28 protein-coding genes are annotated in these 26,137 nt (G+C 66.4%); 14 read left to right on the forward strand and 14 right to left on the reverse strand.

Features of this window, described 5'->3' with window-relative positions:
- Positions 1–31 precede the first annotated feature (31 nt).
- Positions 32–934 (forward strand): aminoglycoside phosphotransferase family protein, encoded by a 903-nt coding sequence (locus ACFC0O_RS01080; protein WP_375952584.1) that lies wholly within the window; start codon positions 32–34, stop codon positions 932–934.
- 213 nt (positions 935–1,147) lie between these two features.
- Positions 1,148–1,618, forward strand: a complete 471-nt coding sequence (locus ACFC0O_RS01085) for an NUDIX hydrolase (RefSeq protein ID WP_375952587.1) — start codon at positions 1,148–1,150, stop codon at positions 1,616–1,618.
- Here ACFC0O_RS01085 and ACFC0O_RS01090 read toward each other — a convergent pair.
- From ACFC0O_RS01090 to ACFC0O_RS01105, 4 genes are all read right to left on the reverse strand, one after another.
- Entirely contained in the window at positions 1,562–1,918 is a 357-nt protein-coding gene (locus ACFC0O_RS01090) for a winged helix-turn-helix domain-containing protein (protein ID WP_375952590.1), read from the reverse strand. The genes ACFC0O_RS01085 and ACFC0O_RS01090 overlap by 57 nt on opposite strands.
- Entirely contained in the window at positions 1,915–2,379 is a 465-nt protein-coding gene (locus ACFC0O_RS01095) for a hypothetical protein (RefSeq protein ID WP_375952593.1), read from the reverse strand. The genes ACFC0O_RS01090 and ACFC0O_RS01095 overlap by 4 nt, the downstream gene beginning before the upstream one ends.
- Before the next feature lie 97 nt (positions 2,380–2,476).
- Positions 2,477–2,947 (reverse strand): GyrI-like domain-containing protein, encoded by a 471-nt coding sequence (locus ACFC0O_RS01100; protein WP_375952595.1) that lies wholly within the window; start codon positions 2,945–2,947, stop codon positions 2,477–2,479.
- Positions 2,948–3,043: 96 nt separating this feature from the next.
- Positions 3,044–3,739 (reverse strand): TetR/AcrR family transcriptional regulator, encoded by a 696-nt coding sequence (locus ACFC0O_RS01105; protein WP_375952598.1) that lies wholly within the window; start codon positions 3,737–3,739, stop codon positions 3,044–3,046.
- A gap of 152 nt (positions 3,740–3,891) precedes the next feature.
- Here ACFC0O_RS01105 and ACFC0O_RS01110 point away from each other — a divergent pair, with 152 nt between their 5' ends.
- Both ACFC0O_RS01110 and ACFC0O_RS01115 read left to right on the forward strand, forming a co-directional pair.
- The gene (locus tag ACFC0O_RS01110) at positions 3,892–4,845 is read left to right on the forward strand and encodes an NAD-dependent epimerase/dehydratase family protein (RefSeq protein ID WP_375952600.1); all 954 of its coding nucleotides are present in this window, start codon (positions 3,892–3,894) and stop codon (positions 4,843–4,845) included.
- Positions 4,842–5,570: a DUF4386 domain-containing protein gene (locus tag ACFC0O_RS01115; RefSeq protein ID WP_375952603.1), complete on the forward strand. Its 729-nt coding sequence runs from the start codon at positions 4,842–4,844 to the stop codon at positions 5,568–5,570. The genes ACFC0O_RS01110 and ACFC0O_RS01115 overlap by 4 nt, the downstream gene beginning before the upstream one ends.
- Here ACFC0O_RS01115 and ACFC0O_RS01120 read toward each other — a convergent pair.
- The 4 genes from ACFC0O_RS01120 to ACFC0O_RS01135 all read right to left on the reverse strand — a co-directional run bounded on the left by ACFC0O_RS01120 (position 5,503) and on the right by ACFC0O_RS01135 (position 8,881).
- Positions 5,503–6,147 (reverse strand): TetR/AcrR family transcriptional regulator, encoded by a 645-nt coding sequence (locus ACFC0O_RS01120; RefSeq protein ID WP_375952606.1) that lies wholly within the window; start codon positions 6,145–6,147, stop codon positions 5,503–5,505. The genes ACFC0O_RS01115 and ACFC0O_RS01120 overlap by 68 nt on opposite strands.
- 104 nt (positions 6,148–6,251) lie before the next feature.
- Positions 6,252–7,631 carry an ABC1 kinase family protein gene (locus ACFC0O_RS01125; protein WP_375952609.1) on the reverse strand — a complete coding sequence of 460 codons (1,380 nt, stop codon included), beginning with the start codon at positions 7,629–7,631 and terminating at the stop codon, positions 6,252–6,254.
- A gap of 68 nt (positions 7,632–7,699) precedes the next feature.
- Positions 7,700–8,656: a hypothetical protein gene (locus ACFC0O_RS01130; RefSeq protein ID WP_375952612.1), complete on the reverse strand. Its 957-nt coding sequence runs from the start codon at positions 8,654–8,656 to the stop codon at positions 7,700–7,702.
- Between the two features lie 6 nt (positions 8,657–8,662).
- Positions 8,663–8,881, reverse strand: coding sequence for a hypothetical protein (locus tag ACFC0O_RS01135; RefSeq protein WP_375952614.1), 219 nt, complete (start codon positions 8,879–8,881; stop codon positions 8,663–8,665).
- A 107-nt stretch (positions 8,882–8,988) separates the two neighbouring features.
- On the opposite strand from ACFC0O_RS01135, the gene ACFC0O_RS01140 reads away from it, so the two are divergent.
- The gene (locus ACFC0O_RS01140) at positions 8,989–9,630 is read left to right on the forward strand and encodes a TetR/AcrR family transcriptional regulator (RefSeq protein WP_375952616.1); all 642 of its coding nucleotides are present in this window, start codon (positions 8,989–8,991) and stop codon (positions 9,628–9,630) included.
- A 19-nt stretch (positions 9,631–9,649) separates the two neighbouring features.
- Here the strand turns inward: ACFC0O_RS01140 and ACFC0O_RS01145 are convergent, their stop codons facing one another.
- Positions 9,650–11,254 (reverse strand): flavin-containing monooxygenase, encoded by a 1,605-nt coding sequence (locus ACFC0O_RS01145; protein ID WP_375952619.1) that lies wholly within the window; start codon positions 11,252–11,254, stop codon positions 9,650–9,652.
- Between the two features lie 294 nt (positions 11,255–11,548).
- Between ACFC0O_RS01145 and ACFC0O_RS01150 the strand changes: the two genes are divergently transcribed.
- Positions 11,549–12,349: a hypothetical protein gene (locus tag ACFC0O_RS01150; protein WP_375952621.1), complete on the forward strand. Its 801-nt coding sequence runs from the start codon at positions 11,549–11,551 to the stop codon at positions 12,347–12,349.
- Positions 12,350–12,351: 2 nt separating this feature from the next.
- Positions 12,352–13,896, forward strand: coding sequence for a flavin-containing monooxygenase (locus ACFC0O_RS01155; RefSeq protein ID WP_375955867.1), 1,545 nt, complete (start codon positions 12,352–12,354; stop codon positions 13,894–13,896).
- On the opposite strand, the gene ACFC0O_RS01160 is transcribed toward ACFC0O_RS01155, so the two are convergent.
- Positions 13,857–14,852: a helix-turn-helix domain-containing protein gene (locus ACFC0O_RS01160; RefSeq protein ID WP_375952624.1), complete on the reverse strand. Its 996-nt coding sequence runs from the start codon at positions 14,850–14,852 to the stop codon at positions 13,857–13,859. The genes ACFC0O_RS01155 and ACFC0O_RS01160 overlap by 40 nt on opposite strands.
- A gap of 310 nt (positions 14,853–15,162) precedes the next feature.
- Between ACFC0O_RS01160 and ACFC0O_RS01165 the strand changes: the two genes are divergently transcribed.
- Entirely contained in the window at positions 15,163–16,218 is a 1,056-nt protein-coding gene (locus ACFC0O_RS01165) for a hypothetical protein (protein WP_375952627.1), read from the forward strand.
- A gap of 24 nt (positions 16,219–16,242) precedes the next feature.
- Here the strand turns inward: ACFC0O_RS01165 and ACFC0O_RS01170 are convergent, their stop codons facing one another.
- Both ACFC0O_RS01170 and ACFC0O_RS01175 read right to left on the reverse strand, forming a co-directional pair.
- On the reverse strand, positions 16,243–17,655 hold the full coding sequence (locus ACFC0O_RS01170; RefSeq protein WP_375952630.1) for an NlpC/P60 family protein: 1,413 nt from the start codon (positions 17,653–17,655) through the stop codon (positions 16,243–16,245).
- A 355-nt stretch (positions 17,656–18,010) separates the two neighbouring features.
- Complete coding sequence (locus tag ACFC0O_RS01175; protein WP_375952633.1) at positions 18,011–18,574, reverse strand: DUF6676 family protein; 564 nt, start codon at positions 18,572–18,574, stop codon at positions 18,011–18,013.
- Positions 18,575–18,831: 257 nt separating this feature from the next.
- Here ACFC0O_RS01175 and acnA point away from each other — a divergent pair, with 257 nt between their 5' ends.
- Both acnA and ACFC0O_RS01185 read left to right on the forward strand, forming a co-directional pair.
- A complete protein-coding gene (gene acnA, locus ACFC0O_RS01180; RefSeq protein ID WP_375952636.1) occupies positions 18,832–21,624 on the forward strand; it encodes an aconitate hydratase AcnA in 2,793 nt (930 codons plus the stop codon).
- A 185-nt stretch (positions 21,625–21,809) separates the two neighbouring features.
- Positions 21,810–22,376, forward strand: a complete 567-nt coding sequence (locus ACFC0O_RS01185) for a TetR/AcrR family transcriptional regulator (RefSeq protein ID WP_375952639.1) — start codon at positions 21,810–21,812, stop codon at positions 22,374–22,376.
- A 4-nt stretch (positions 22,377–22,380) separates the two neighbouring features.
- Here ACFC0O_RS01185 and ACFC0O_RS01190 read toward each other — a convergent pair whose 3' ends face one another.
- Positions 22,381–22,887, reverse strand: coding sequence for a MarR family transcriptional regulator (locus ACFC0O_RS01190; RefSeq protein WP_364635184.1), 507 nt, complete (start codon positions 22,885–22,887; stop codon positions 22,381–22,383).
- A 71-nt stretch (positions 22,888–22,958) separates the two neighbouring features.
- On the opposite strand from ACFC0O_RS01190, the gene ACFC0O_RS01195 reads away from it, so the two are divergent.
- The 4 genes from ACFC0O_RS01195 (at position 22,959) to ACFC0O_RS01210 (ending at position 25,671) form a co-directional block, all read left to right on the forward strand.
- Positions 22,959–23,456 (forward strand): cupin domain-containing protein, encoded by a 498-nt coding sequence (locus ACFC0O_RS01195; RefSeq protein ID WP_375952642.1) that lies wholly within the window; start codon positions 22,959–22,961, stop codon positions 23,454–23,456.
- A 196-nt stretch (positions 23,457–23,652) separates the two neighbouring features.
- The gene (locus ACFC0O_RS01200; RefSeq protein ID WP_364635187.1) at positions 23,653–24,069 is read left to right on the forward strand and encodes an acyl-CoA thioesterase; all 417 of its coding nucleotides are present in this window, start codon (positions 23,653–23,655) and stop codon (positions 24,067–24,069) included.
- A gap of 170 nt (positions 24,070–24,239) precedes the next feature.
- On the forward strand, positions 24,240–24,701 hold the full coding sequence (locus tag ACFC0O_RS01205; protein WP_375952644.1) for a hypothetical protein: 462 nt from the start codon (positions 24,240–24,242) through the stop codon (positions 24,699–24,701).
- A gap of 10 nt (positions 24,702–24,711) precedes the next feature.
- Positions 24,712–25,671, forward strand: coding sequence for a hypothetical protein (locus ACFC0O_RS01210; protein ID WP_364635193.1), 960 nt, complete (start codon positions 24,712–24,714; stop codon positions 25,669–25,671).
- A gap of 147 nt (positions 25,672–25,818) precedes the next feature.
- On the opposite strand, the gene ACFC0O_RS01215 is transcribed toward ACFC0O_RS01210, so the two are convergent.
- Positions 25,819–26,070: a helix-turn-helix domain-containing protein gene (locus ACFC0O_RS01215; protein ID WP_364635196.1), complete on the reverse strand. Its 252-nt coding sequence runs from the start codon at positions 26,068–26,070 to the stop codon at positions 25,819–25,821.
- Between the last annotated feature and the right edge of the window lie 67 nt (positions 26,071–26,137).

Consider the following 26,137-nt stretch of genomic DNA (forward strand, 5'->3'; position numbering starts at 1 on the left):
CCGCATTGTGCAACTGCAACCCCGCCGCCTCATGATCGAAATTCCGGAGGGATTCGCGCACAGCACGATCGCGCGGGAGGGAGACGCGGGGCGGGCGTGGATCGCGACCCTGCCCCGGATGGTGGATGAGCTGATGTGGCGCTGGCACTGCGCCCCGGACGGTCCGGTGCTGCACGGCATGGTCGGGGTGGTGGTTCCGGTGCGCCATCGCGGAGCGACCGCCGCGGTGATCAAGGTCTCCTTCCCACATCCGGGCAACGCGCATGAGCCGGACGCCTATACCGCATGGGACGGGCGCGGAGCGCTGCGGCTCTTCGAACGCGATGACGAGCGGTTCGCGATGCTGTTGGAACGCGCGGAGTTTCGCACCCTCGCCACGGTGCGCGATCCGGAACAAGCCGTGCGGATCCAGGGGCGGCTCGCGCATCGACTCGCGGTCGCACCGCCCTTCCCGCTACCGCGGCTCTCGGATCAGGTGGCCCGCTGGGAGGACGAGATGCTCTCCACCGCAGCGGAATTCGATTACCCGATCCCGAGCGCCGTCCTCGATGCCGCTATAACCACCCTGCGCGAACTCGGCCCGGATCAACCCGGCCTGCTCGTGCACGGCGACCTGCACGACGGGAACATTCTGGCCTCGGAGCGGGAGCCGTGGCTCGCGATCGACCCCAAGGGCCATATCGGCGATCCGGCGCAGGACGCGCTCAATGTCATTCGCAGCCCGCGCTTCGAGTCCCTGCTGCGCGCACCGGATTTGCGGGCGGGCGTGCTCCGGCTGCTCGATATCTATTGCGCGGCAGCCGAGATCGATATCGATCGGGCCCGGCGCTGGACCCAGGCCGGTGCGGTCCGCGAGGCGCTGTGGGGGCGGCGGCACGGCGATCCGGAGTGGCTGATACAGGCCACCGACAGTCTGGCCGCGGCGCTGACCTGAAATCGGAACCGGTGCATTCCTGTCAGCGGCGTGAACTAGGCTTCGGGACACTGTGACAGCCGGTACCGGACGCATTAAACTTTTCGGCGCACCCGCCCGTACTGCGGAGATGCGCCGAAAGTCCGGATCGGCTTGGCTTCCAGTGGTTTTCCAGCGGTAGCGTAGAAACTGTGCCGGTCGATGGAGTCCGGCGGTACGGGATGTGGGTGCGAAGTGTGGGATTTCGAGGTTTCTCCCCGGCAATCGATCGGCGGATCGGTGCTGACCGAACTACAGGCGAAAGCCGAGACCGATGCGGTCGCATTGCGCATCGGCGTCGTGCTGGAGAACAACGGCGCTGTGCTGTTGCTGGAGCGCGAGGAATACGTGGCGGGCCGCCGGCCGCTGAACCTACCGGGCACAACGGTGCGCCCCGGTGAAGCACTGGCGGCCGCGGTCGCGCGGGCGGTACTCGAGGAGACCGGGCTCACGGTCACCGACATCACCGCGCACGTCGGCAGTTTCGACTATCTGGACAATGCCGGAAAGCCGGTCCGCCGCGAACATTTCGCGGTCGAAGTGGCGAATGTGGCCCCGATCCGGCTGACCAATTACGGCGGCTACCGCTGGATTCCGCTCGATGGCGAACTACCGGTCACCTCGTCGATCCACCGCATCCTCACCGCCTACGGCGAACTGCGCTGATTCATCCGGAGCCACCCCGGCCACGATCTCCCGCAGTGCGGCGATATGGCCGAGGAAGGCTTCCCGCCCCGCATCGGTCAACCGGGCGCGCACCTTGCGGCGACTGCCGTCCAGGCGGCGCTCGGTACCGATGTAGCCCGCCTCCTCGAGCGTCGCGAGCTGTTTGGACAGTGCCGAATCCGAGAGCCCCAGACGATCCTTGAGGAAGGCGAATTCCGCCCAGTCGGCCGCGGCGAGGGTCGCGACCAGCGAGAGCCGGGTGCTGGGGTGAATCAATTCGTCGAACCGCGCCTCGGTCATGCGCGCGCCCAGCGACGCAGCACCCGCAGCAGCTCCGGCCCGCCGAATCCGATGATCGCCGCGACGATCACCGCCGCCCAGATACCCGCATGCCGCGCGCCGTCGGCATTGAGCGCGAACGCCGAACCGATTGTCACGCAGACGAATCCGAACAGCATGACGATCACCACGAGGGGCGTGCGCCGCCCTGCCACATCCGCCGACACCCGCACGCCGCCGGTGCGCCGCCGCCCGTCCAGCAGTCGCGAGGCCACGAACGCGTGCCCCGCGCCGAAGACGAGCGTGGCGATCGATACCAGCCATTCCGGCCCGAGATCGCCGATCACGCCCAGCACGATCCAGCCGGCCGCCATCCCCCACCAGTACACGCGCGGCAATCCGACCTCATCGGCCACCTGACGCCGCGCTCGCTCGGCCGCCTCGAGAGCGGCGCGAGCCTGATCCGGAGCAACGTTCTCCATGACGATTCCCTACTTTCCTATCAGGAAAGTAGAGTCTCACTTTCCCAGTAGGAAAGTCAAGGGTTCGACGCGATACCGGCGCGTCGCGACGACGACCTCACTCGGCGATCGGCCAATTCAGTTCCGTACGAAGATCATTCGGATCCATCTCCGGCGACGGCTCGGTGACGTACACCTCCCAGCGCTGATCCGCGCCGGTCAGGCCCTGACTCTCGACCCACTCCACGAGCCGGGCCCACGAAGCGCCCAGCCCGTCGAAGCCACCCACGTGCACGAGCCGCGCGACCCGGCCGCCGGGCAGCGCACCCGCGAACACCGCGCCATCGGGCTCCACCTCGCCGTCGACGGCGAATCCCACCTCCACATCGATCGGATCCGCGATCGGCCCACGATAGAGGCCGAATGCGGGCCCGGCGATCCCGATCTGCTGTGCGGCGACGGTCTTGGCCAGCGCACCGAACGAGGCATCGTAGAAATCGCGCAGACCCGCCATCGGCACGGTCGCGCGGACGGCCGCCGTGACGGCGGGATCGAGGGTGACGAGTTCGGGGGCGGGTACAGCGGTCATGGTTCTCCTCCGTAAGGAATGGACGTGCTCACCACTTGCGACGGAACGGCGGAACGAAATTCATCGGTCGTGGCGGCCGCGATCGACGGCCACCGATCAACCGGGCAGTCCGATCAGGTCGGCCATGAGGTTCATCTGATGGTCGAAATAGTCCGCGACGGCATTGATCGTGCCGCCGAGCCGCCCGAAGATTTCGAAGGTGACGAGGCCGAAAAGCTGTGTCCAGCCGAGGAATACGCGATCGAGCACCTCCTCGGACAGTCCCGAACCCTGCTCGTCGATGAGGATGCGGAGATCACCGCGCACGGTATCGGGCAGGCCGGTCGCGAACACCGGCGGTGACAACCGGCCCGCGCCCTCCGCGGCGGCCGCGATCTCCGCGAGCAGCAGAACCACGGTGGCGGCGGGCACGATGGTGTCGCGCGGGGCGTCATAGCCCGGGATGGGACTGCCGTAGAGCAGGCCGTATTCGGCCGGGTTGGCGGTGGCCCACTCCCGGACCGCCGCGCAGACGGCGAGCCACCGAGCCCGATGATCATCGGCAGGCACCGCCGCACACGCGGTCGTGGCCGCCGCACCGAGCGATTCGTAGCTCTCCAGGATGAGCGCGGTGAGCAGGTCATCGCGACTCGGGAAATACCGATACAGCGCCGAGGCGACGATGCCCATATCGCGGGCGACCCCGCGCAGCGAGAGCCCCGCGCCGTCCGTGGCCAGCCGTTTGCGCGCGGCGACCTTGATTTCCTCGATCATTTCGGTGCGCACGCGGGCGCGCAGGGATGCGGCGGACATCTCCGCAGTATAGAGAACAGTCGACGAGTTCGAGAACGGTAGATGGTTGAGAGAACACTGTTCTTGACTCCGAACGCCGTGCTCGCCTACCGTTGAGCCATCCCGAGAACAGTGTTCTCGGCACAGTCTTCCCCAACCGGATCGAGCACCTCATGCCCCTGCACATCGTGATCGGAGCGGGCCCCGTCGGCACCGCCACCGCACTCCAACTCGCGACCGGCGGTGCGCGGGTTCGCCTGCTCACCCGCCACGGTTCCGGCCCCGAGCATCCGGGGATCGAACGCATCGCCGCCGATGCCACCGACCCGGCGGCGCTGGCCGCCCACTGTGCGGGCGCGATCGCCGTCTACCAGTGCGCGCAACCGCCCTATCACCGCTGGCCGCAGGAGTTTCCGGCCCTGCACCGCGCGGTGCTCACCGCCGTCGAGCGCTCCGGAGCGGTCTTGGTCACCGTCGGAAACCTCTACGGCTACGGCGAATTCGACGGACCGGTCACCGAAGTCCAGGCACTGCGGCCGAATTCGGTGAAGGGACGCGTGCGCGCCGATATGTGGACCGAGCAGCTGGCCGCGCACCAGGCGGGCCGCATTCGCACCGCCGAGGTGCGCGGCTCCGATTACCTGGGCCCGCAGGCGGTTTCGGCGGCCACCACCCTGCTGCTTCCGGCGCTACTGTCCGGCCGCCGCGCCCTGGTCCCCGCCGATCTGGACGCACCGCATACCTGGACCGCCACCGACGATGTGGCCGCGCTGCTGATCGCGGTGGCCGCGGACGACACCGCCTGGGGCAGAGCGTGGCATGTGCCCTCCGCTCCCCCGGTGTCGGTGCGCGCTCTCGCCGATCTGCTCGCGGCGGTCGCGGGCGTGGCACCGGCCAGGGTGATGCGGATGCCCGCGGCGCTGCTCTGGTCGGCGGGCCTGTTCGTTCCGGCCGCCCGCGAGATGCGGGAGCTGCGCTATCAGTTCGATCGCCCGTTCATCATGGATTCCGCTTCCGCGACAAAGCATTTCGATCTCGACGCCACCCCGCTCGAGGAGACCCTGCGCCGGACCGTCGACGCTTTCCGTGGCGACACCGCCCAGCGGGGAATGGAGCCGCGGCGATGACGAGGTCGACGTCTCCGGCCCGGACCGCGATCCCGATCGCGGCGGCCGTGCTGAGCATGAACGCCGGATTCATCGGCTTGGGCGCGGTGTTCGACTATCCGAAGGTGCTGTCCCGTCCGAGCGAGGATGTCCTGGCACTGTTCCGGGCGCACGAGACCGCCGTGGTGTCCTGGTTCTCGCTGCTGGCGTTCGGTGCGGCGTTGTTCATCCCCATCGCGATCATGATCGGCCGCCTCGACGACTCCCCGCGCATGCGCTGGGCGGTACGCGCCGGAATCGCGGCGGGCGTGGTTCAGCTGATCGGCCTGCTGCGCTGGCCACTGCTGGTGCCGACCCTGGCCGACCGCGCCACACACGCCGCCGAGAACGCCTCCGCGACACATCAATTCGAGCTGGCGAATCTGATACTCGGCTCGGCGCTGGGCGAGACCGGCGGCTACGCGTTGACCGCCGCATGGACCCTGCTCGTGGCAACGGCGCTGTCGCGCAATGGTTTCCCGCGCTGGTTCACCTATTCGGGAATCGCCGCGGCGGCCCTCATCCTGACCGGTATGGCCGCACCGTGGCGTATCCCGGGCGCACAGCAGCTCAATTTCCTCGGCTATGTGCTGTGGAGTCTCTGGATGCTGGCGCTGGCCGGGTTCACCCTGAGCGGTGTCACCCGGCGGACGCACCGCCCACCGCCGCGCCCAGCCGCTGCAACCAGAATTCGATTGTCGCGGTGAGAATGCTGCTGGATCGGCCGGGCGGGGTCAGCCCGGTCACGCCGCCCGCCGCCAGTCCGATGCCCGCAGCGAGCACACCGTGCACTCCGTCCTCCAGCAGTTGCCCGGCTTCGGCCGCGCTCTCGGGCAGATGGTCCAGGATCAGCACCCGGCCCGAATCCACCAGTCGCTCACACGCTTCGACGGCGCGGGCCTGCTGCGCCGGATCGCGCAGCACGCTGATGCCGTATTCGGCGGCCAGGATCAGGGGCGCGTTATCGTTGACCAATTCCCGATCCCACCAGGTGGCGATGGCATCCAGCCGCTGTTCCAGCGATCCGTCGGTGGCGGCGATCGAATTGGCCAGCCGCGACATTCGCGCCGTCGCCCAGCTGCGCAGCACTTCGAGGCAGAGCGCCTCCTTGCTGTCGAAATTGCTGTAGACCGCGCCGATGGTGCGACCGGCCTCGGCGGCGATCGCGGCCAGGGAGGTGGCGTGGTAGCCGTCGGCGTAGAACAGGCGTTCCGCGGCCTCGATCAGCTCTTCCCGCGTCAGTGCCTGGCTTTCGGCCCGGGTCAGCACCTTTCGAGCGGCCACACTTCCTCCGTTGTCAGTCATGGGCGGGCGGGAATACCGCGCATTCCAGGTACTGACATTATCCGGATTTGTGCAATTGGCCAACGCCACGCCGGTGGCTGTGTTCACACGCCCTTTCCGGCGCTCGCCCGCCGCGCCAGCGTGCGGCCGATCTCGGTGACCGGTTCATCGCCGTAGACCCACTCCCGGGCGATGCGATGCCAATTCCGGGTCGCGACCAACTGCCCGAGAAGTCCGAAGGTCAGGAAGTCCGCGCGCCGCGAGAACACATGCTCGGGCGGCAGCATCTGATGCCGCATACCGCTGAACTCGGCCAGGCGCGGATCCACCGCGGCCAGCAACGCCCCGGTGGCGAGATCGGGGGTGACGGTGAGTTCCTGATCGGCCAGATTCCATTCCGATGCGGCCCAGATGTATTCGAGGCACTGCACCGGATCCACCCCGGCCGCCGGATCGACGATGCCGCGCGCCAGCAGCAGCGCGTAGAGATCATCGGCGCGATGCTCCACGGCCGCCCGCGCCACCTGTCGCTCGAATTCGATATCGGCGGGGCCCATGCGGTTGTAGAGACCGAAATCGATGAATCCGACCCGTCCATCGGACGCCAGCAGCACATTGCCGGGATGCGGATCTCCGCAGAACTCACCGCGCTCGAACAGCGATCCGATATAGAAGCGATAGATCACCTCGCCGATATGGTCGCGGTCGGCGTCGGGCAAAGTTTGCATGTGCCCGAACGGTTTCGAGGTCAGGTACTCGGTGACCAGAATCCGATCCGAGCAGTGTTCGAGCACACTGTCCGGCACCACGATGTACGGGTGCCCGCGATAGTGCTCGGCCACCAGACGCTGTGTGCGCGCCTCACGGCCGTAGTCGAGTTCGGCCTCCAGGTTGCGGGTGATCTCGTCGATCAACGCGCTGCTGGACAGCGCCGGCCACATGGACTTCCAAAGCTTCACGAACAGCGCGAGATTGCGCAGATCGGACCGGACCGCCTTCTCCACCCCCGGATACTGCACCTTGATCGCGACTTCGCGACCGTCGCGCAGCACCGCCCGGTACACCTGGCCGATCGACGCCGACGCGATCGGATCCTCGTCGAAATCCCGGAAAACCCTGCTGAGCGAGCCGTATTCGTCCTCGAGCACGCCGCGCATAGTCGAGAACGGCATCACCTGGGCCTGATCGCACAGCAGCGCCAGCTTGGCGCGGAACCGCTCCCGATGCGATTCGGGCACCAGATCCAGATCGATCACCGCGAGCATCTGGCCGAGTTTCATGGCCGCGCCCTTCATATTGCCGAGCACGTCGACGAGCTGTTCGGCGCTGTCCAGGGTCGAACGGCGCGAGAGCACCTCACGGGCGTGTTCCGAACGGCCGATCATGGACAGCCGGGCGGTCGCGCCCCGCGCGGCCTGTCCGGCCGCGAGCATGCCGAGTTTGCGACCCCGGGCGACCCGGCCCTTCGGAACCCGCTTGACCATGGCATCTCCTCGAATCCTGCTGTCGGTACAGCGCTTGGCCGCGATGCTCGGCGCTCGCGGAGCGGCTGTCAATTGTGCAATTGCCCGGTGCGCGGCCGATCCGCGAACGCGAGCAGCCGCTGTACCGAGGCGGCTCGGCGCTCGGTGGTGGCGGCCTGTTCCAGGGTCGCGGTGCTCGGCAGGTCCGGTGCGCCCGCCAGCACCCGCGCGGTCTCATCGGGCAGATATCCGACGACATCGAGCAGTTCCGCGATGGCTCCGGCGTTGACAGCGAGACCGCAGATGCGCGAAACACCTTCGGCGTCTTGGGTTTCGAACAGCATCCTGCTCATCGGACGCGCGAACTCGTCATCCACCCGGGCGAGCAGCGACAGCGCCGCGACCAGTACGTCGGGCTTCCCGGACGCTCCCAGTGCGACAACTCGCGCCCGCCGCTCGGGTGACACCGTCCGCAGAATGCTGTTCAGGACCTCTGTGCGCGACACCATGGCCCCGGTGAGCACGATGGCCTCATCGTCCTGGACATGGTTTTCGAACGCCCGGATCAAATCATCGGTGGCATGTTCGACAAACCGCGCGGCGGTGAGGTAGTCCCGGCGGCGCAGCAGTTCGTCGGCGGCCGGAATCAGCAGGGCGAAAGGCAATTTCGGTGCGAAGAAGGGAATCACGCGCGGGTCGACATAGGGTGCGGCATCGGCCAGATAGCCCGGTGGCATCCTGCCCACCAACCCGGCCGCCCGGTGCTGATGATCCATTCCGATCGCGCCACCGCCGCGGCCCGCCACCTCCGGCGGAATCGCCTTGACCGCCACCGTCGCGGCGACCGCGTCCGGCACCAGCGGCGCCAGCTTGCTCACCCGGGCGAAAACCGTTGCCAGCGAATCGAACAGCGTATCGGACATGCGCTTGCGCAGTGCCTCGACCTTATCCGCGCCCAGCCGTTCCAGACCGCTCAGCGCGGCGGGTTCGACATCGAGCAGTTGCGCCAGCATCGTGATCTGGGCGCGAGTCACCAAGTCTGCCATGGCTTCTCACTTTCCGAACAGAATCGAGCGGGCCGGGATCCGCAGGAAGCGCGGCAGCACCTTCATGGCGTCGTCGATCGCGTGATCGAGACTGCGGCGTTGCGCGGTTCGCGCTTGCCGCAGCAGCCCCAGCAATTGCTCGGATTCGGCCGCCGTCAGCGCCGCCAGTACCTCATCGTCGGGTCCCCCCAAAGCCGCCCGCAACGCGGCGTGCGAATCATGCACCGCCGTACCCCCTTCCGCGATCAGCCTCGATACTTAAATAGCATCACTATTCACATAGCAGTATTATACCGATAGTGGGTGGCGTCAACCGGGAAGGTGGTGGGATCGTGGGTGGCCGAAAGGTATTGACGCGGGCCGAAAGTCAGGCGCGCACCAGGGAGAATCTCCTCGACGCCGCCGAAGAGCTGTTCTTCACCCGGGGCTATCACGCCACCTCGATTGCGACGATCGCCGCGGCGGCCGGACGCACCATCGGGGCGCTGTACAGCAATTTCGACAATAAGGAAGCGCTCTGCCTCGAGGTGATTCAGCGCGGGCTCGCCAGGGAAGTCGCCAAACTCATGCCCGCGCTCATGGCCGCACCCGAGGACGCGCACGCCCGCATGGATGTGCTAACCAGGTGGTGGGCGAGCTCCTCGGCGAACAACCCGCTGCTGGCCCTGGGTGCGGAATACCTGATCAGCATCCTGCGGGACGCACATCAGCGCGCGACCACCGCGCAAGCCATCGAACGATTCGTGGCCGCCGGGCGCGTCCTGCTGGAAGACTTTCTGCCCGAGGACATTCCGACGACCGGACCGGCGGCCGGGGCGGCGATCCGCGCCATCGCCGCCACCGGAGCGGGCCTGGCAATCGGCAGTGCCGCCGAGGTGATCACCGCCGAGGAATCCGCACAGCTGCTCGGCGATACCGTCGAACTGTGGATCCGGCGAGTGCGCGACACCCTTCAGCCGCCGGCGCGGGACTGAAGGGTTTTGCGCCTGAATCCTATTCGCGTGCCGCGCGGACGGGTTCGGGCGATGCGCCATTGGAGCTCGCGACCGAATCCGCTGCGGCAGAGTGGGTTACAGCCCGGAAGGTATAGTCCTGCCGCGGGTCGAAGCGCTCACTGTGGTCCCAGAGCGAATCCCGGAAGCCCCGGGACGGGCGCAGGATCGGGGCTTCACCCCGGTCATTGAAGAAGTAGCTACGCACGTGATGCTGCTTGAACTGCCGTTCGACCAGATACTCTTGCGCGACCTGTGTGAAGGGGCTGGTGGTCATCATTTCGTGCCACACATCGTGCGCTCGCTGTGTCACCTCGGCGACCTGTGTGCCCTGATCACGCGCGGCGGCGATGACCCGGGCCGCGTGCAGCGCCGAGCTTTCCATCATGCTCACCCACGTCACGCCGTTCCACCCGTACGGACCGTAGAGGAACCAGCGGTTCGGCAGTTTGGGGATCGTCACCCCGGCATACGCCTGCATTCCGTTGGCGCGGTAGAACTCTCCCAGATCGAACCCGTCACGGCCGGTGACCGCACCGACCGGGAACGCCTCGGGATCCGAGGCGACGTTGAATCCCGTGGCCAGCACGACCATGTCGTAGTCGCGATTCACACCGTCGGTGGTGCGGATACCGGTTTCGGTGAAGCGTTCTATCGGGGTGGTCAGCAGGGTGCCGTTTTCGCGGCTGAAGGTTTGCAGAAAGCCCCGGCCGAAGGTCGGCATATTGGCCATCAGGCCATGCTTGGGCACCAGGGCGCGACGGGCCTCGCGATCGGTCACCTGGATTTTCAGGTACAGGCTGTACGCCGCGCGCAGTACGGTCTCGAGGCCGGTAATCAGGGCCATCGCGGCCCGCTTGGGGATGCGCTCGGCCCCGACGACCAGGGCTTGGTACACATACCAATTCGCCATGTATGCCAGCGTGTGGAAGCGCGGTGATCGCATGAGCCGCTGGCCGATACGGCCGAAAGCGAAGTCCGGCTTGGGAAAACACCAGGTCGCGGTGCGCTGGTAGACATCGAGCTGGGCCACGTCCGGCGCGATCGACGGCACGATCTGCATCGAGCTGGCTCCGGTGCCGATGACCGCGACGCGTTTGCCGCGGTAATCGTAGGAGTGATCCCATCCGGCGGAGATCATCACCTTGCCGGTGTACCGCTCCACATCGGGTATGCCCGAGTTCGAACGGGGTTCGAGGAAGAATCCGGTCGCATTGAGGACGTAGCGCGCGGTCAGCGTCTCACCCCCGGTCAAATGCAGTGTCCAGAAACCGTTTTCGTCATCCCACACCTCGCGTTCCACCGAGGTGCCGAAGCGCGCGCGGTCGTACAGTCCGTGTTCGCGCGCGACGCGCTGGCAGTACTCGCGCACCTCGTCACCGGGTGCGAACACCCGAGACCACCGATTGGGGGCGAAGGTGAACTCGTACGAGGTGGACGGGACGTCGAGAGCGACGCCCGGATAGGTGTTCGCGATCCAGGTGCCGCTGAAATCGCTTCTGCGGTCCAGGATTACGAAGTCGTCGATACCCGCTCGGCGCAGCTGGCAGCCCGCGGCGATACCGCCGACACCCGCTCCGATCACCGCGGCTTCGACATCGGGCACGGCCCGTTTTCTGGTGTTAGACGCCAATGTCCTGACTTCCTGATCGACCCTCACTCGACGCCCGGCGGATCCCGAGGCGATGAGCCTGCCGCAGGGCGCTCACACCGCCCGAACAGTCGAAATAGTACAACTATCCGAATAGTCAATCAATCCGTATTTCATGGCTATCCATGTGGACGCCCGGCCAGCGCACCCGAAGCACCCTTGTGATGTCATTACTATCCAGATAATCTCGATATCCAGTGACCCGGATGGCCATCGAGGGACTCCGGGGCTTCAGAGAAGAGTTCTGCAATGTCGCAAACCTTTGCTCGCCGATGGCCGATGAGCCGGCACGCGGCGGCCCCGCCGCACACCGCGAGCGCGCTCGACCGCATCGCGCTGGCCCTGACCGAACCGGCGACCATCAAGCGGTGGTACGCGCTCGTCATCGCGATCTGCCTCGGCATGATCGCGATAACCCTGGTGCTGCTCATCCGGGTCATGCCGGAGGGTTCGGATATCGCGGGCACGGTGGAGTTCTACGACGAATACAATCCGCTGCTGCGCGGGGTCGCGGCACTGCTCGCCGGGATGTTCCTGGTCGGCGCGATCTGGTCGGGTGCGTTCATCGGCACGCTGTGGGCCGCGGATACCAGCCGCAATCGGGTCTACACCTGGTCCGCGATCTTCAGTGAAGTGCTGGTGCTCGGCCTCTTCTTCGCGGAGTCCGGAATCTTCGCGGGCACCGTGCTGCTCTCCGGGCACGCGCCCGATTCCATCGTGCACGCCCTGCATGTGACCGTGCTCGTCTCCGCGGCCATGCTCGGACCGGTGTGGATCCCGTTCGCGCTTGCGGCACTGCTCATCTCACGGCGCACGGGGCTGTTTCCGGCGTGGTTGAACAGGTTGTGCGTGGTGGTGATCGTGATCGATCTGTGCACTCTCACAGGAGTTTTCACCCTTTCCGGTCCGCTCAATGGCGAGAACGGGGTGATCGGCGCGTTCGCGGGTGTTCTCAGTCCCGTCGTATGGGTCGGCGGGGTCGTGGCCTGGGAAGTCGTGGAGTGGGCGCAATACCGCGCCGATCTGAACAGTGGAGTTGATGCGAAATGACCATGGGCACCGAACATCCGGAATATGAGGTCGCCGTTATCGGGGCCGGGCCGGGCGGTATCGCGGCCGGGGCGAAACTGCGTATGAGCGGAATCGACGATATCGTCATCCTCGAGCGTGCCGATGACGTCGGCGGCAGCTGGCATGAGAATCAATATCCGGGCATCGCCGTGGACGTGCCGTCGACCACCTACCAGTACTCCTTCGCGCGAAACCCCAACTGGTCCAGGTTCTTCGCGTACGGGCCGGAGGTGAAGCGGTACCACGCCGATATCGCGCGGCGGTACGGGCTGTACGAGAAGACCCGCTTCAATTCCGATGTGGTGCGGGAGATTTGGGACGATGCCGGGAAATTCTGGGCGCTGCATCTGCAGGACGGCTCGATCGTCACCGCGAGATTCCTGATCAGCGCGATCGGCGCGTTCGTGCGCCCCAAGGACGATGTCGGCATCCCGGGCGCGAATTCGTTCCGGGGCAAGGTCCAGCGCCCGACCTCGTGGGATTACGACTACGACATGGCGGGCAAGGCCGTCGGCATCATCGGCACCGGGGCCAGCGCGGTACAGATCGTGCCCGCCATCGCACCGGAAGTCGGCACCCTGACGATATTCCAGCGCACACCGGTCTGGTCGGTTCCCAAGCCGGACTTCGTGGTACCCAAGGCCATGAAGACGGCGCTCGCCGTCCCCGGTGTATCGGCGACCATCAACGGCGTCGCGTTCGTCGTGGTGGATCTGTTGCTGCGCATGGTCTCCCGCTCACCGATGCGCGTATTCCGGCCCGCCGCGGACAAATTCGACGCGTGGATGATCGCGGGCTACGGCTGGTACGTCCGGCGGGTGGTCAAAGATCCCGACACCGCAGCGAAGCTGAGCCCCGGCTTCGGCGTCCTGGCCAAGCGCCCGACCATGTCCACCGGATACCTCCCCGCCTACAACCGGGATAACGTCACCCTGATCACCGACCCGATCGCCGAAATCACGCCGACCGGCGTACTGACCAGAGACGGCGTACTGCACCAGCTCGACGCCCTCATCCTGGCCACCGGCTACGAGGTCTTCTCCGATCCCGAAACCTACACCCCCGGAACGATTATCGGCCGCGACGGCTTCGACCTGGCCAAGTTCTACCGAGAGGAAGGTCTCCAGGCCTATCAGAGCGTCTCGGTCCCCGGCCTCCCCAACCGCTGGACCCTGGTCGGCCCCTACTCCTGGAGCGGCACCAGCTGGCACGCCTTCGTGGAAACCACAGCCGACCACGCGGTGCGCGCGATTCGCGAAACCCGTTCGCGCGGTGCGGATGTCTGCGAGGTCCGCAAGGAGGCCGCCGACGCCTACCACCGCAGGATCTACCGGCAGGCCGAAGGCGTCCGCTACTACCTCTGCGAGCTCAACGCCCACGTCCCCACCTACTACCGAAACTCCCAGGGCGACAGCACATATATTCGCCCGGAGAGCTTCTTCGCCGCCCGCCGCCAGACCCGCGAGTTCCCCCTCGACGACTACCGTTACGAGACAGCCGATTCCGGCGCTTCCGTACCGGGTTGAGCCCGCGTGCCGAGCACCCGCGCGCGCATCTGGACCGGGGTAAGCCCGTAATACTCCCGATAGGCTTCCCGGAATCGGCGCGTGCTCGGAAAGCCTTCCTCGAAGGCGATCCGGTCCATATCGATCGGTAGCGCCACCGACAGTCGCCGATGCGCACGCTCCACACGGATCGTGCGCAACAGCGCACCCGGCGACGGATACCCGGAACTCTTCATCACCTTGTACAGCGTTCGCTCACCGATCCCCAGCATCGCGGCAATGGCCTCCGGCGTCACCCGGGGATCATGCGCGTGCGCCTCGATCAGACGGCGCGCGCGTTCGGCATCCAGCGCCCGGCGACCGGATCCGACACCCGGCGACGGATTCAGCGCACCATCGAGCAGGGTCAGCGCGCTGGTACAGGCAACGCTGAAATCCGCTGCCGTCCAACCCTCTTCCTCGACCAGCATGCGCACCTGACTCCGGAGCGCGCGCACCAGTGGACGCTGCTCATCCAGCGCGAGCGGCCCGCTCTCGGCGCGAGCCGGATCAACCGATCGCTCCGGCACCGTCAGGATCAGCGCGCTGATGGTCTCGCTGTGCGTCATCCACAGTGGCCGGCCCCAGTGGAAGAAACACACCCGTCCCGACTCGAAGATCTCCCGAGATTCCCCCTGCTCGAACATGAATCGCCCGTCGAGCGGTATCAGCAGCCGATAGCTGTTGTCCCCATCGCACCGCACATCCCGCCGCGACCGCTGGTAATCGAGCGCTCCCGAGGTGAACCGCACGACTTGAAACTGTCCGACATTCTGCGCGTACGCATCCGAATTGAACTCCCCCGCACCGAATCCCAGCCCCACCGACCCCTGCCGCCGATACAGATAGTCACTCCACGACCCCGCCGCATCGTCGGCATCGGTCGAAAACCGCTCCGACAGATACTCCGCGTCCGCCGCACCGCCGTTCTCATGCACGCGCGGCAGCATAGCGGGCGGAAAACGACCGTGACTGGGCAGGAAAACGGTAGAACCGCCGAGTCGACGGAACCTAGTGTTCGAGAGGCACTTTCGATTCCGGCCAGCGAACGATTTCTCGGCCTCCGTCCGGAGGGGAAGGCCGAGGAACGGCCGAACAGCGGTGCCCGCCCGCGATACCGCGCGCGGGCACCCTGCCCACTCCCACCCCGTCACGACCCGGCTCGAAGCATGACGATCGCCGTATCCTGGTGTAGGCCGAGGTCGCGTGATCGACGGAATGATCGTGAATGAAGCGGGGTGGTGCGGTATGACTCGCATGCGGGTATCGCGTGTCACCGGTGTGCTGGAGCGCGGCAAACAGGATCGGGAGACGGTGGCGAATGCCGTCGAATTGGCGCGGCGCCTGGGGACGGTATTGCCCGGCCTCGACCCGACTGTCGCGGGATTGCTGCGGCTGCTGGCACGACGATTGTCCGAACAACGACAGTACGAACAGGCCCTGGCCGCCGCCGAAGAGGCGGTGGCGCTCTGCCGCCGCGAAACCGCCACTCGGAGAGCTCGTTTCGATCTCCAGCTGGTCTGGGCGCTCATCGTGCGGGCGGATATCCAGGACGACCTTGGACGTGGACACCAGGCGGCGGCCGCGGGCCGTGAAGCGGTGGCGCTGTGCCGATATCGGCTCCCCGACGACCCGCGCCGCTTCGGACCCGCTCTGCTCGCCGCACTGGACATCGTCGCCAGATCCCTCAACGCGGCCGACCAGCCCCACGAGGCGCTCCCCTTCGGCGAAGAGCACGCCCGAATCCTGCGCCGCCTGGCCTCCCGTCGCCCGCAGTACAACCTCGCCCTCGCCGCGGCCCTGCACCAGCTCAGCGTGTACGCGGCGGGCACCGGAGAGAACGCGAACGCATTGCGCGCCATCGATGAATCCATCGGGATCTACGAGCGTCTCCAGGATCGAGAACCGGGTTCAGTCACAACGCAATTGGCCACGGCCACCGAGAACCGCGAGCTGTTCCTGGATCGGCTGGCGCGATCCGGGCACGTGGTTCTCGGCCCATACCCGCTCTGCGCCCACTGCGAACAGACCAACGGCGGCCTGATCGCCGTCGAACATCGCCAACTCCACGTCCGGGCCGCGGGACGTGAGTCCTGCGTCGACCACCGCCTCAGCGAGATCATCCCCGCCCTCTGGAATCGCGGTTGCGACACCAGATCCTCCTGCCAGGACGCGAACGGCGCGGCAATGGTCGTCCCCGTCGCCGGACAGGCCGAATTGGCCGTACACATCCTGTCGGACTTGGGCATTCACGCCGATTCGCTGGACGGCGAGGTGTACTTCCCGCTGCCACCCGCCCCGTGAGATCCGGGTGCTGCGGCAGTCCGGTCAGGAGATGAGGCGGACGGCGTAGGGCATGATGCCGTCTTCTCGGACCGCGGAAACCCGGACCACGTCGCCGGATTGGGGGGCTTCGATCATTTTGCCGTCGCCTATATAGAGGGCGACGTGCTGGGAGCCGCCGGGGCCCCAGAAGAGCATATCGCCGCGTTCGCGGTCGGAGACGGGGACTCGGGAGCCCATGGTGTATTGATAGCCGCTGTAGTGCGGGAGGGAGACGCCGATACCGGCGAAGGCGTAGATCATCAGGCCGGAGCAGTCGAAGCCGGTTTTGTTGTAGTCGCCGTAGCGGTCGGCGGTGCCGCCGTCGCGGATGCCGAGGGTGGCGCCGTCCTCATCGCCACCGCCCCAGGCGTATTCGACGCCGAGCTGGGCCATGGCGCGGTCGACGACGGTTTCGACGAGGTTGGCGCGGTTACCGCTGGGGCGGGTGAGGGTGTAGCGCGGCGGGGGCGGGGAGTTGCCGAGCTGGGTGTGCGGGCGGTGGCCCGATGCGGCAAGGGAGGCAAGGTCATTGGCGGTGCGGTCGGCGTTGACGCGGGCTCCGGCGGCGACGGCCGCGGCGCGGGCCGCGGCTTCGTCCTTGCGGCGCTGGTCATCCCACGCCAGGTAGGCATCGCGCTGGCCCTGCAGCCCGGCGACCTGGGAGCGCGCGGTGTCCAGTCGCTGCTGGGCCGAATCACGTTGGGACAGCAGGGTGTTGCGCTGTGCCGCCTGCTGGTCGAATTCGGATTGCGCCGCGGCGACGGCGTTCTGGGCGTCGGTCTTCTTCACCTCGGCATCGGCGGCCGCGGCATCCGCGGCCTGCTGCGCCTGCTTGGCGAGTGAGGTCTTGTTGGCCTGATCAACCTGCGCGCGCCGCAACCCCTCGACCACCTGCTGCTGAGTCTGCGAGGCGATGGTCAGCACCTGCGCGCGGGCGAGCGCGATCTCCGGACTCGGCGCGGCCATGTAATTGATCAGCGAGGTGGAACCGGGTCGCATGTAGACCTGCGCCACGTACTTGTCGAATTGCCGATGCGCGTCACCCACGTGCACTCCGGCATCGGTGAGCTCGCGCTGGCAGCCCGCGACGGCCTGTGCCGCGGTATCGGCCGCATCGCGCGCGATCTGTAAGTCGACCAGCGCCTTGTTCACGGCTTCGCGGCGCGCGGCGACGGCGTCGTCGAGCAGCTGCAGCTGTTGTTCGGCGGTGGCGACCTGATTGATCAGCGCACCCACCTCGCCGACGGTGGCGTCGACGTTCGCGCCCGCCTGGGCGATCTCACTATCGCTGGGATTGGGCGGTGGCGGCGGTGTGGCATGGCCGGTGGTCACCCCGACCGTCACCACGATCATCGCCGCCAGCAATTCCGTGGCGACTCGAACCGGGCGCATGTGTCGTTTCGCCGGTTTTCGCATCGCACCTCCCTGGTTCCCGCTCTGGCCCCGGGGAACACCTCACGAGTCTCATGGAACATTCCTCTACCACTGGAAACTCGAGACCCGCCTGACACTTCTTCCCCAACAGCGTCGTTGCGAAACCGTACGACACTTCAGCCACAGGGTGAATCAGCCACGCGGGAATGACTTGAAGGCAATTCAGACGTTGCCAGCCATTAGCCGGTTTGGGCTGGGATTACCACACGACCGGCGGCCGACCGGCCGGAAAAACCTTCCGGCCGTCAGCGACGCACCCGCGAATGAGACTGGGCCCTGGCTCGAGTCGGCCGGGCGGCACGATCGAGCACAGGGCCCAGATGAGAAGGAGGGGAAATCAGGCGACAGGGGTGCGCGGACGCTCCGGCGCGGGCACCGGCGTCTTATCCGCCCCGGCCCGCTTGACCTTCACCGCGTACAACCCGCCGATCATGGCGACCAGCGCGATCACCGCGACCAGCGTGATCACGGTCCAGGACACCGTCTCGGGCTGCTCCAGCCGATCCACGAACGCCTGCGCGGCATCGGTGGTGTGATCGGGTCCGCGATATTTGGACTTGTCCTCGGCCCATTCCAGCCGCGCCCGCGCGAAACTGTCGCTGAAGGTGCCGACCCAGTCGTCGCTGAAAACCACCACGGTGCCGTGCTGGGTCTGCCCCACCTCGGTCGCCAGATCGCGCAGATTCGCTTCGATGCCCGGGTTGCCCTGCACCACAACGATGTTCAGATCGATGCCGTGTTCGCGCGCATCGGCGGCTATGGCCGCGAGCGCATCCTGCTTGCGATCCTTGGGTGCGGCGACGTGATTGTCGGCCAAATCGAGCAGGATCGACTTCAGGTCTGTGTTGGGCGGTAGTTCCGCCTTCATAGGCGTGAAAACCGAGGCGCGCGGAACGGTCACGAACGCACAGTACTGGACTACATGTCCCATCACCGCACCGCGGCACGCCGTAAGCTGCGACTGTCCCGCTGAATGAACCTCGCACGACCGCGGCGCAGGACCCGGGTGAACGGCTCCGGGCCGCTCGGGGACCTCCCCGATGCGCTCACAGGACAAGCGTACTGTTAGGGTGAAGTACGGACGAGGCCTGCGCCTCGACGAGCCACCGGCACAGCCCCGCCGATGGCCCTCCCATTCACAGACGAGTGGAGCTGACAGTGACGAGTATTGATTCCTTCGGCGCCAAGGGCACCCTCGAGGTCGGAAGCAACTCCTACGAGATCTTCCGCCTCGCGGCCGTACCCGGCACCGAGAAGCTGCCCTACGCCCTCAAGGTTCTCGCCGAGAACCTTCTCCGCACCGAAGACGGCGCGAACATCACCGCGGACCACGTCCGCGCGCTCGCGAACTGGGACCCGTCCGCCGAGCCGGACACCGAGATCCAGTTCACCCCGGCCCGCGTGATCATGCAGGACTTCACCGGTGTGCCCTGCATCGTCGACCTCGCCACCATGCGTGAGGCCGTCACCACCCTCGGCGGCGATCCGAGCAAGGTGAACCCGCTCTCCCCCGCCGATATGGTCATCGACCACTCGGTCATCCTCGACGTGTTCGGCACCGCCGACGCCCTCGAGCGCAACGTCGACCTGGAGTACCAGCGCAACGGCGAGCGCTACCAGTTCCTGCGCTGGGGCCAGGGCGCGTTCGACGACTTCAAGGTCGTCCCGCCGGGCGTCGGCATCGTGCACCAGGTGAACATCGAATACCTGGCCCCCACGGTCATGGTCCGCAACGGCCAGGCCTACCCCGACACCTGTGTCGGCACCGACTCGCACACCACCATGGTCAACGGCCTGGGCGTGCTGGGCTGGGGCGTCGGCGGTATCGAGGCCGAGGCCGCCATGCTGGGCCAGCCGGTCTCCATGCTGATCCCGCGCGTGGTCGGCTTCAAGCTGACCGGTGAGATCAAGCCCGGCGTCACCGCCACCGACGTGGTGCTCACCGTCACCGACATGCTGCGCAAGCACGGCGTCGTCGGCAAGTTCGTGGAGTTCTACGGCAAGGGTGTGGCCGAGGTTCCGCTGGCGAACCGCGCCACCCTGGGCAACATGAGCCCCGAATTCGGTTCCACCGCAGCGATCTTCCCGATCGATGAGGAGACCATCAACTACCTGCGCCTCACCGGCCGCAGCGATGAGCAGCTCGCGCTCGTCGAGGCGTACGCCAAGGAACAGGGCCTGTGGCACGACGCCGACAAGGAGCCCGCGTACTCGGAGTACCTGGAGCTGGACCTGAGCACCGTGGTGCCGTCCATCGCCGGCCCGAAGCGCCCGCAGGACCGAATCCTGCTGTCGGACAGCAAGAACGCGTTCCGCAAGGACATCCGCACCTACACCAACGATCCGGTCCCGCACACCGCGCTGGACGAGGCGATCGAGGAGTCCTTCCCGGCCAGCGATCCGGTCGCCTCGGGCACCGCGTTCGATGACAACAGCGTCGAGTCCGCCGCCAACGGCAATGCGGGCCGTCCGTCCAAGCCGGTCAAGGTCTCCGATCCCGAGCGCGGTGACTTCGTGCTCGATCACGGTGCCGTCGTGGTCGCGGGCATCACCTCCTGCACCAACACCTCGAACCCGTCGGTCATGATCGGTGCGGCGCTGCTGGCCCGCAACGCGGTCGAGAAGGGCCTCGCGTCCAAGCCGTGGGTCAAGACCAATATGGCCCCGGGCTCGCAGGTCGTCTCGGATTACTACGAGAAGGCCGGCCTGTGGCCGTACCTGGAGAAGCTGGGCTTCTACGTCGGCGGTTACGGCTGCACCACCTGCATCGGCAACACCGGACCGCTGCCGGAGCAGATCTCGGCCGCGATCAACGACAACGACCTCTCGGTCACCGCGGTGCTCTCGGGCAACCGTAACTTCGAGGGTCGTATCTCCCCCGACGTGAAGATGAACTACCTGGCCTCCCCGCCGCTGGTCATCGCGTACGCGCTGGCGGGCACCATGGACTTCGACTTCGAGGTCGACGCCCTGGGTCAGGACTCCGACGGCAACGACGTCTTCCTGAAGGACATCTGGCCGTCCCCGCAGGAGATCGACGACACCATCAAGTCGGCGATCAGCCGGGACATGTTCACCAGCTCCTACGCCACCGTCTTCGACGGCGATCAGCGCTGGCAGGGCCTGAACACCCCCGAGGGCGACACCTTCGCGTGGGACGAGAACTCGACCTACGTCCGCAAGGCGCCGTACTTCGAGGGCATGTCGATGGATCCGAGCCCGGTCACCGATATCAAGGGCGCTCGTGTGCTCGCGCTGCTCGGCGATTCGGTCACCACCGACCACATCTCCCCCGCCGGTCCGATCAAGCCGGGCACCCCGGCCGCGCAGTACCTGGACTCGCACGGTGTGGCGCGCAAGGACTACAACTCGCTGGGTTCGCGTCGTGGCAACCACGAGGTGATGATTCGCGGCACCTTCGCGAACATCCGTCTGCGCAACCAGCTGCTGGACGACGTCTCGGGCGGTTACACCCGTGACTTCACCCAGGAAGGCGGCCCGCAGGCCTTCATCTACGACGCCTCGCAGAACTACCAGGCCGCGGGCATCCCGCTGGTCGTGCTGGGCGGCAAGGAGTATGGCTCGGGTTCCTCGCGTGACTGGGCCGCCAAGGGCACCAGCCTGCTGGGCGTCAAGGCCGTCATCACCGAATCGTTCGAGCGCATCCACCGCTCCAACCTGATCGGCATGGGCGTTGTGCCGCTGCAGTTCCCGGTCGGCGAGTCCGCCGCGTCGCTGGGCCTGGACGGCACCGAAACCTTCGATATCGAGGGGATCACCAAGCTGAACGAGGGTGTGACTCCGAAGACCATGAAGGTGACCGCCACCAAGACCGACGGCACCAAGGTCGAGTTCGACGCTGTCGTGCGCATCGATACCCCCGGTGAGGCGGATTACTACCGCAACGGTGGCATCCTGCAGTTCGTGCTGCGGAACATGATCCGCGGCTAGTTCGGCTCCACACGACTCGGCTGGGAAGGGCTGTTTCACGGCCGAGTCGTGGTGGCGGGCAACGGTTTTCCGTGATCCCGCCGCGCGGTCCGCAAGGGCCGCTTCGCTCGTCGCTAGTGCGGGATTCCGCACCGGTCGTTCATGATCGGTGTGGAGATCCCGCACATCCCGTTTCGGAGGAGTCCATGCCCAAGGTCAGTGACGACCACCTCGCCGCCCGCCGCAGCCAGATTCTGGACGGAGCACGCAGCTGTTTCGCCGAATACGGTTACGAGGGCGCGACCGTGCGTCGGCTGGAAGAGGCGACCGGTCTGTCCCGGGGCGCGATCTTCCATCACTTCCGCGATAAGGACGCACTGTTCCTGGCCCTGGCCCAGGAGGACGCCGGTCGCATGGCCGAGGTGGCCGCGAACCAGGGTCTGATCCAGGTGATGCGCGATATGCTCGCGCGCCCCGAGGATTTCGATTGGCTCGGAACGCGTTTGGAGATCGCGCGCCGCCTGCGCAACGATCCCGAATTCCGCGCCAACTGGGAGGAACGCTCGGTCGAGCTGACCGCCGCGACGGTCGCGCGCCTGGAGCGCCGCAAAGCCGAAGGCGCACTGCGCGACGACGTCCCCACCACGGTCCTGCTCGGCTACCTGGACCTCGTACTGGACGGCCTGATCGCCCGCATCGCCTCCGGCCACGCCAACGACAACCTCTCGGCCGTCCTGGATGTCGTGGAAGCCTCTGTGCGCCGCAAGAATTGACGCCCTAGTCGCCGCGCTCCAGATCCGCCAGCAACAGTCTGGTGATTCGATCCAGATCCTTGCGATCCTTGGCGGAGAGCACCGACAGGATGCGGGTCTCATTGTCCACGTGTTCGGTGATGACCAGATCGATGAGTTCGAGGCCGCGATCGGTAAGCGCCACCCGGATCGCGCGGCGATCGCCCGCGTCCGCGATGCGGCGCACCAGTCCCGCCTGTTCGAGGCGGTCCAGGCGGCCGGTCATCCCGGCGCGCGAGAGCATCAGCGTATCGGCGAGCACCGAGGGGTTGAGCTCATAGGGCTCCCCCGAACGGCGTAGTGCCGCAACCACATCGAACTCGCCGCGCTGTAGGCCGTGTGCGGCGAAGACCTCTTCGATCTGCCGCCCGGCCACGATGGAGAGCCTGCCGAGCCTGCCGATTATGGCCATGGCCTCCAGGTTCAGGTCGGGTCGTTCGCGATGCCACTGCGCGGTGATGGTGTCGACCGCATCGGATTTCGTCTCACCCATGGACAGCATCTTATTCGCTCCTATATAGTTCGATAGCGAACTATAACCCATCGAATAATTCGGAGCTTGCCATGAACACCACCTCCCGCCCCGTCGCCATCCGCCAGCCGCACGAGGCCGAGACCCTGGGCACCGACAGCGTCACCATGCGATTGATGCTGGACGCGAACGACACCGGCGGTTCGGTCAGCACCCTCGAGGTCACCATGAAGCAGGGCGCAGACGGTGCGGCCCCGCACTTCCACACACTGTCCGATGAGCTGTTCTACGTCGCCGACGGCGAACTGCAGGTGCTCGCGGGCGATCGCATCGTCACCGTCGCGGCGGGCGGCTCCATCGTGGTGCCCAAGCTCATGCCGCACGCCTTCGGCGCGACGCCGGACAGTTCGGCCCGCATCGCGATCGCGCTCATGCCGGGCGTGCAGCGTTTCGAGTACTTCCGCACCCTGGATCGGATTGCCAAGGGCGAATCCGGTTTCGAGGAACTGGCGAAAGCGCAGGAGGAGTTCGACAACCATTTCGTGGACGCCCCGCAGTGGTGGGCCGAGCGCAATGCCAACCGCCGCTGAACGTTGCGCGGCCGAACATTGAACGCATACCGGTCGGCCGCCCGCGCTCCCGCCCGACCAATTGCACAGCGGCGCGCCAACCTGCGGCAATACACCCGCGGCGATATCGGCCGCGGGTAGCCCGGCAATCGCCGGATTGTGCCGCAGACCACTGAATTTCCGGAATGCGCGACCGAATGCCCGGGTTGTTCGGTTCATGGCTTTCTCCGTACCGGTCACCGTTCGCGGCTATGAACTCGATATCAACGGCCACCTCAATCAGGCCGTGTACCTGCAGTACGCCGAGCACGCGCGCTGGGAGATGTTGCGGGCGGCCGGGACGCCGGGCGAGAAGCTGGTCGCCGCCGGGATCGGACCGGTGGTGCTGGAGAACAACATCAAGTACTTCCGGGAACTGCATCTCGGTGATGAAGTGACCGTGAGCTGCGAATTCGAATGGCAGGGCGGCAAGGTTTTCACCATGCGCCAGCTGATCCGCAAGCTGGACGGAACGGTGTCCGCGGAGATCACGGTGATTGCCGGGATTATGGATCTGAAGGCTCGCAAGCTCGTTTCCGATCCGGGTGCCGCACTGCGAGGACTCGCCGAATCGCCCGGGACACTTGGACTCTGATTCGCGCTCGGGGTAGCGAAAAAGTCTCAGGCTGAGCGGTTTCCGACGCCTCGGTAGGGTTTGCCGGAGCGTTGGAAATATTTCGTTGCGAACCGTTTCAGCGGCGTCGCGGGATATGATTCAGATCAAGCTCGGCCCCGCAGCAAATCCCGAGCAGATCGGAGTTAAGCATGACCGGCGCCCTCCATCACCTCGCGTCAGCGCATATCGACGCTACCGCGCCACCGCTATCTGGCTATCTCGTAGCATCCACCGAGCGGTACATCAGTGTGCGCGTCTCCGACGGCACCTGGACCTTCCGCAGGGCAGATGTTCTGGACCTCACCGCAAGGGAAGTTGTGGCGCCGCAAGGAATCTGCGAGGGCAGCCCGGTTTTCGTGCGAGTACGCAACGGCACCACAGCGGATTTCACGCAGCGGCGCCGCGTCGAACTCACCGAGCGCCCGCCCACCATTCCGGCCGATTACTCCCCCGCGCGCGGTGACGAGGAACTACAGGCGCTCACCGAAGCCTGGGCCCGCGGCCTGGAACTCACCGCTCATCCCGGCGTCGGCGGCGCCACCATGACCTGCTGCCAAACCCGATCGCTGCACGGCAGTGATGACGGCATAGCCGCCGACAGTCTCGACTGACGGGGCCCAGATGCCCGCCCGCACAACGGGTTCGGTACTCGTAGTCACCGAAGCCGACGACCTTCACGGCGATGCGCTCGCCGCCACCCTGCGGAAGCACCACGCGCTCAGTCCGATTCGGCTCGATATGCGCGACTTCCCCCGGGAGAACGGTACTTTCCGGGTGAGCCGGGACGGCACCTCGCGCAGCCTCTCCCATGTGCTCGGACTCGACGCGGTCTCCGCGGTCTGGTGGCGACGACCGCATCCGTGCGCGGTGCCCGGCAGTCTGCGCAGTGATGACGACGCCTACCGGCAGGCCGAATGCGACGGCTTCCTACAGGGTCTGCTCTGGTCCATGCCCGCGCTGTGGGTGAACGATCCGGGGGCCGATCGGACCGCGAATCGTAAACTGGTGCAATTGGAAACGGCCTACCGCGCCGGTTTCGCGGTGCCGGAGACGCTCATCACCAATGATCCCGACGAGGCGCGCTCGTTCATCGATTCGCGGCCCGGGCCGGTGGTGTTCAAGCGCACCGGCACCGGCCGCGGCGCGTTCACCGAGACCCGTTTGGTGACCCCGGCGGATACCGATCTGCTGCGCGGAATCCGCGACTCCCCCACCATTTTCCAGGACTACATCCACGCCGAATGCGATCTGCGGATCGTCTGGGTGGACGGTATCGAGTGGGTGGTGCGGATCGATTCGCAATCCGGTGTGGGACGGGTGGATTCGCGCCTGGACACCTCGGTGGCCTTCACCGCGGACCGCTTGCCCGCCTCGGTGAGCAAATCGCTGACCACACTGATGGGCGCGCTCGGATTGGCTTTCGGCGTGCTGGATCTGCGCGTGGGCCGGGACGGCGAGTTCTGGTTCCTGGAGGTGAACCCGCAGGGCCAGTTCGCCTATCTCGAGATAAAGACCGGTCTGCCGATCTTCGAGAGCCTGGCCAATCTGCTGGTGCTCGGCGACGGAACCGTCACCGACTAGCGGCCGCGTGCGTCGCGACCGCGGCCATGCCGGATCCACCGGTGTCCGCGATATCGGTGAGCGGCCGTACCACCTCGCCGGTGGCCGCACGATATCGCAAGTGGTCGAACGGTTTTCACCGCCGACCCACTTCCGACCCGGTGTCGATTACTTGCTGCCGGCCTTCGCCGCCGCCTTCCGGCGGTTCGCACCACCGCGGCTGCGGAGTTGCACATGCGACTCCACCAGCACATTGTGGATGAAACCGTACGAGCGGCCGGTCTCCCGGGCCAGGGAGCGAATGCTGGCCCCCGCTTCGTACTGTTTCTTGAGCTGGGTTTGCAGGCGGTCTCGCGACTTTCCCGTCACGCGTGTGCCTTTACCCAATACGGCTTTACCCTGTGCGGGCCTGTCACTCATGACTTCCTCCGAGTCGCCGTGGGCGCCTCATTCCAGGTTAGAGACTCGGACGGCTGTGATCAATGAA

This window comes from Nocardia sp. NPDC056100 (genome assembly GCF_042266325.1).
Taxonomy (GTDB): Bacteria; Actinomycetota; Actinomycetes; order Mycobacteriales; family Mycobacteriaceae; genus Nocardia.

Excerpts from the sequence above, each read along its gene's own strand:
- ACFC0O_RS01080 (WP_375952584.1), top strand. The coding sequence starts at position 32 with ATGATCGAAATTCCGGAGGGATTCGCGCACAGCACGATCGCGCGGGAG.
- ACFC0O_RS01090 (WP_375952590.1), bottom strand. The coding sequence starts at position 1,918 with ATGACCGAGGCGCGGTTCGACGAATTGATTCACCCCAGCACCCGGCTC.
- ACFC0O_RS01095 (WP_375952593.1), bottom strand. The coding sequence starts at position 2,379 with ATGGAGAACGTTGCTCCGGATCAGGCTCGCGCCGCTCTCGAGGCGGCC.
- ACFC0O_RS01100 (WP_375952595.1), bottom strand. The coding sequence starts at position 2,947 with ATGACCGCTGTACCCGCCCCCGAACTCGTCACCCTCGATCCCGCCGTC.
- ACFC0O_RS01105 (WP_375952598.1), bottom strand. The coding sequence starts at position 3,739 with ATGTCCGCCGCATCCCTGCGCGCCCGCGTGCGCACCGAAATGATCGAG.
- ACFC0O_RS01110 (WP_375952600.1), top strand. The coding sequence starts at position 3,892 with ATGCCCCTGCACATCGTGATCGGAGCGGGCCCCGTCGGCACCGCCACC.
- ACFC0O_RS01115 (WP_375952603.1), top strand. The coding sequence starts at position 4,842 with ATGACGAGGTCGACGTCTCCGGCCCGGACCGCGATCCCGATCGCGGCG.
- ACFC0O_RS01125 (WP_375952609.1), bottom strand. The coding sequence starts at position 7,631 with ATGGTCAAGCGGGTTCCGAAGGGCCGGGTCGCCCGGGGTCGCAAACTC.
- ACFC0O_RS01130 (WP_375952612.1), bottom strand. The coding sequence starts at position 8,656 with ATGGCAGACTTGGTGACTCGCGCCCAGATCACGATGCTGGCGCAACTG.
- ACFC0O_RS01150 (WP_375952621.1), top strand. The coding sequence starts at position 11,549 with ATGTCGCAAACCTTTGCTCGCCGATGGCCGATGAGCCGGCACGCGGCG.
- ACFC0O_RS01155 (WP_375955867.1), top strand. The coding sequence starts at position 12,352 with ATGGGCACCGAACATCCGGAATATGAGGTCGCCGTTATCGGGGCCGGG.
- ACFC0O_RS01165 (WP_375952627.1), top strand. The coding sequence starts at position 15,163 with ATGACTCGCATGCGGGTATCGCGTGTCACCGGTGTGCTGGAGCGCGGC.
- ACFC0O_RS01170 (WP_375952630.1), bottom strand. The coding sequence starts at position 17,655 with ATGCGAAAACCGGCGAAACGACACATGCGCCCGGTTCGAGTCGCCACG.
- ACFC0O_RS01185 (WP_375952639.1), top strand. The coding sequence starts at position 21,810 with ATGCCCAAGGTCAGTGACGACCACCTCGCCGCCCGCCGCAGCCAGATT.
- ACFC0O_RS01190 (WP_364635184.1), bottom strand. The coding sequence starts at position 22,887 with ATGGGTGAGACGAAATCCGATGCGGTCGACACCATCACCGCGCAGTGG.
- ACFC0O_RS01195 (WP_375952642.1), top strand. The coding sequence starts at position 22,959 with ATGAACACCACCTCCCGCCCCGTCGCCATCCGCCAGCCGCACGAGGCC.
- ACFC0O_RS01200 (WP_364635187.1), top strand. The coding sequence starts at position 23,653 with ATGGCTTTCTCCGTACCGGTCACCGTTCGCGGCTATGAACTCGATATC.
- ACFC0O_RS01205 (WP_375952644.1), top strand. The coding sequence starts at position 24,240 with ATGACCGGCGCCCTCCATCACCTCGCGTCAGCGCATATCGACGCTACC.
- ACFC0O_RS01210 (WP_364635193.1), top strand. The coding sequence starts at position 24,712 with ATGCCCGCCCGCACAACGGGTTCGGTACTCGTAGTCACCGAAGCCGAC.
- ACFC0O_RS01215 (WP_364635196.1), bottom strand. The coding sequence starts at position 26,070 with ATGAGTGACAGGCCCGCACAGGGTAAAGCCGTATTGGGTAAAGGCACA.